Genomic DNA, 2,674 nt, shown 5'->3' with positions numbered 1-2,674 from the left:
TTTTTTTCTATCTTTCAAAATGGGGCATATGCCCTAAAATTAAACTCCGAGCTTTACGGTAATCATAGCCTAAGCATATACCTTTTCAGTAGCAGTTGCTCGGTTGCTACACTCATTTTCAGTTGGCATTGAGTAGTACCAACTCCCTTTTTATACCTCGCCATTTGGGAGTAGCGACCAATGTGCACAATGATATTATATCATAATTTTTATAATACAAGTCGTGAAATTGCCCCTATTTTCAATTTTAAAACTATCGCCAATAATTTTATACCTTTATTATGTTAAGGCTCTTAAAATTGATTTTAGAGCTATTTATAGCAATCTTCTCTTTTTATTCTTCTTTATCATATACTCTATTTTTAACATAAGCAATTCCTTTTAGTTTTGCTTTCTCATAAGATTCTACAAAGTCTTTTCTTCTTTCTTTTGGTACAAAGTCAGAAAGTGCTTGCGCATTTAAAAAGGTTGATGTTGCACTCATTATAGCACCCTTAGCTGATAATGAGGCTAATCTTTCAACATGTGGTTTTAATATAGCACTTAATCTTTCATCAATAATTCCAGTAATTAAATCTATATTGTCATTTGAAGCTTGAAGTTTTATGGCTTCATCACATAAGCTTCTTACAGTATCGGCAAAGGATCTTCCTTCTCGTTTAGATATTTTTTCAATAACTTCTGCTTGTTCATCAGTAAATGTTATAGATATTCTTTTTGTCATAATGCACCACCCTTAAATACAGTATTTTAAGTAAATATCTTATATTTTATATTAATTTTACATCACATATTATAAATAAATCAATAGTTTGCACCACTATATAAATGTGTTATTTTCAAGGCTTTGCCTTGAATTTGTGCCTTTAGGTTGCACCGTCCTTATCCTGCCCCTTTAAAAAAGGGAGTGAAAATCCATTCTTAAGAATACTAATTAACAGTAAATTCAATAATTAATTATTGAATTATTTTTATAGAGTAATTTATAAATCCCTTTTATCTTCACTAATTAATTTATGAACTAATCCAACTGAACAAGAATACATTTCAGCTATTTCTTTAATGGTTTTACCTTGAATACGATAAAGTTTCATAGTTTCTTTTTCTTGATCCGTAAATCTTGATTTTCTTCCAGCACCACGTTCATTATGAATTTTTAACTCTGTTGATCCTTTTACTCCTTTATTGCTTCTTAATAATTTATTTTCATCTTTTAATTTTTGAATTTCATTTTTTAATATTTTAATTTCCTTCTCTAACTTTTCTATCTTATGCCCTCTTTCAACTGCTTCTATAACAAAATGACCTTCTTTATAATAAGCTGATCTACGTAATTGTTCCTCCAAGTCTTTTATATCTTTTAAAAGACGTTCATTTTGTTCTTTTAATCTTTGCACTTCACCCATACTATTACTCCATTCATAATTTAATTTATGAATCCATTGTAACATACTATTTTTGTTTATTCAATAATTAATTTATGAATTTATATATATTAATTATTAAACCGTAAAAATTAATTAATACCCTAATAACTAACTAAATAACTAACTAACATTTAAAATTATTTTTCTTTTATATCCTCAACTATATTGTTAAAGTTACTGTAATAAATTTAGCTGCTGCTTCATTATTATTTTTTCTAAGTAGATTTATAAAATATTTATAACTGGAAATTACAAAGGTAAATATTTTATAATTTATTAGCTGGTAACTTTTCATAAAATAAAAAGGGGCATATGCCCCCTTGAAGTGAAAAAATTTTTATTTAAAAATATTTTTTTAGATGAAATTTTATAAAAAGTGTTCCCCAGGAACACCTACTTTTATTGATAAAAGGATTAATTTATTTATTCCACATTTATTCTTCTTTTTTTTGCCCTAAAAAAATTTTATTTAAGTGATGTGTGTAGACACTCACTATGCTTGCTATCTTTCAAAATTAAGGGGCATATGCCCCCTTTAAACATAAAATATTTTCAATAATTAATTTATAAATCTACTGCTTATTCAATAATTAAATTATGAATAAACTTTTTTCACAATTTAATTATTGAATTAATTTCTATTAAAAAAGGGGCACGTGCCCCCTTAAAATAATAAAGTCATTTTCTATTAAATTTGTAAACCTCATTTTGAAAAAAATTTTAAAAAACTTTTTTTATCATTTCTTCTTTGCTCCATTTTCTCTTTAAGATCTTGGAGCTTAATATCAACTTCTTCAAAATGCTCTTCTAAGTATAGCTGCTTATCTAATTTCTTCTGTTCTTCTTTTAAAAGGATCTGGCTATTTTCTATTAGCTTATGTAATTCTGCTATTTGCTTATCTTTTTCATCTAATTGCTTTTTTAAAACTTCATTTTCAGACTTTAAACTATTTAAATAGTCTTTATTTAACTCTTTTAACTCTACTTTAAACTCTTCAAGTTCTTTATTTTCAATACTTATAGCAATTTCATCTTCATTTACTTTTAAGCTATCGTTTAAAGAGTTTAAAGTATCTTCTTTTAAGTTTAAACCTTCTTTAATTAAAGTAATTCCTTCATCTGAAACATAGGTAATTCCTTTATTCTTGACTACATATTGTTCCATCTCTTTTAACTTAATTTTATTATATATACTAACTTTGCTTAAACCAGTTAAAACTGATACTTCTGCAACACTTCTCAACATA

4 protein-coding genes are annotated in these 2,674 nt (G+C 26.1%); all 4 read right to left on the bottom strand.

The window, feature by feature from the left end; all coding sequences use genetic code 11:
• Window positions 1-334: 334 nt before the first annotated feature.
• Entirely contained in the window at window positions 335-724 is a 390-nt protein-coding gene (locus ACQRD5_RS16960; protein ID WP_291631703.1) for a hypothetical protein, read from the bottom strand.
• A gap of 259 nt (window positions 725-983) precedes the next feature.
• Window positions 984-1,406 (bottom strand): Hin recombinase, encoded by a 423-nt coding sequence (locus ACQRD5_RS16955; protein ID WP_291631701.1) that lies wholly within the window; start codon window positions 1,404-1,406, stop codon window positions 984-986.
• Window positions 1,407-1,587: 181 nt separating this feature from the next.
• The gene (locus tag ACQRD5_RS16950) at window positions 1,588-1,722 is read right to left on the bottom strand and encodes a hypothetical protein (RefSeq protein ID WP_291631699.1); all 135 of its coding nucleotides are present in this window, start codon (window positions 1,720-1,722) and stop codon (window positions 1,588-1,590) included.
• A 408-nt stretch (window positions 1,723-2,130) separates the two neighbouring features.
• A partial coding sequence (locus ACQRD5_RS16945) for a hypothetical protein (protein ID WP_427747097.1) occupies window positions 2,131-2,674 on the bottom strand: 544 nt, incomplete at its 5' end.

Source organism: Clostridium sp. SGI.024, assembly GCF_050315195.1.
In the GTDB taxonomy this organism is placed as follows: Bacteria; Bacillota; Clostridia; order Clostridiales; family Clostridiaceae; genus Clostridium.
This window is presented reverse-complemented; position numbering and strand designations above follow the sequence as displayed.

Coding starts and splice junctions, on each gene's coding strand:
- ACQRD5_RS16960 (WP_291631703.1), bottom strand. CDS start 724: ATGACAAAAAGAATATCTATAACATTTACTGATGAACAAGCAGAAGTT.
- ACQRD5_RS16955 (WP_291631701.1), bottom strand. CDS start 1,406: ATGGGTGAAGTGCAAAGATTAAAAGAACAAAATGAACGTCTTTTAAAA.
- ACQRD5_RS16950 (WP_291631699.1), bottom strand. CDS start 1,722: ATGAAAAGTTACCAGCTAATAAATTATAAAATATTTACCTTTGTAATT.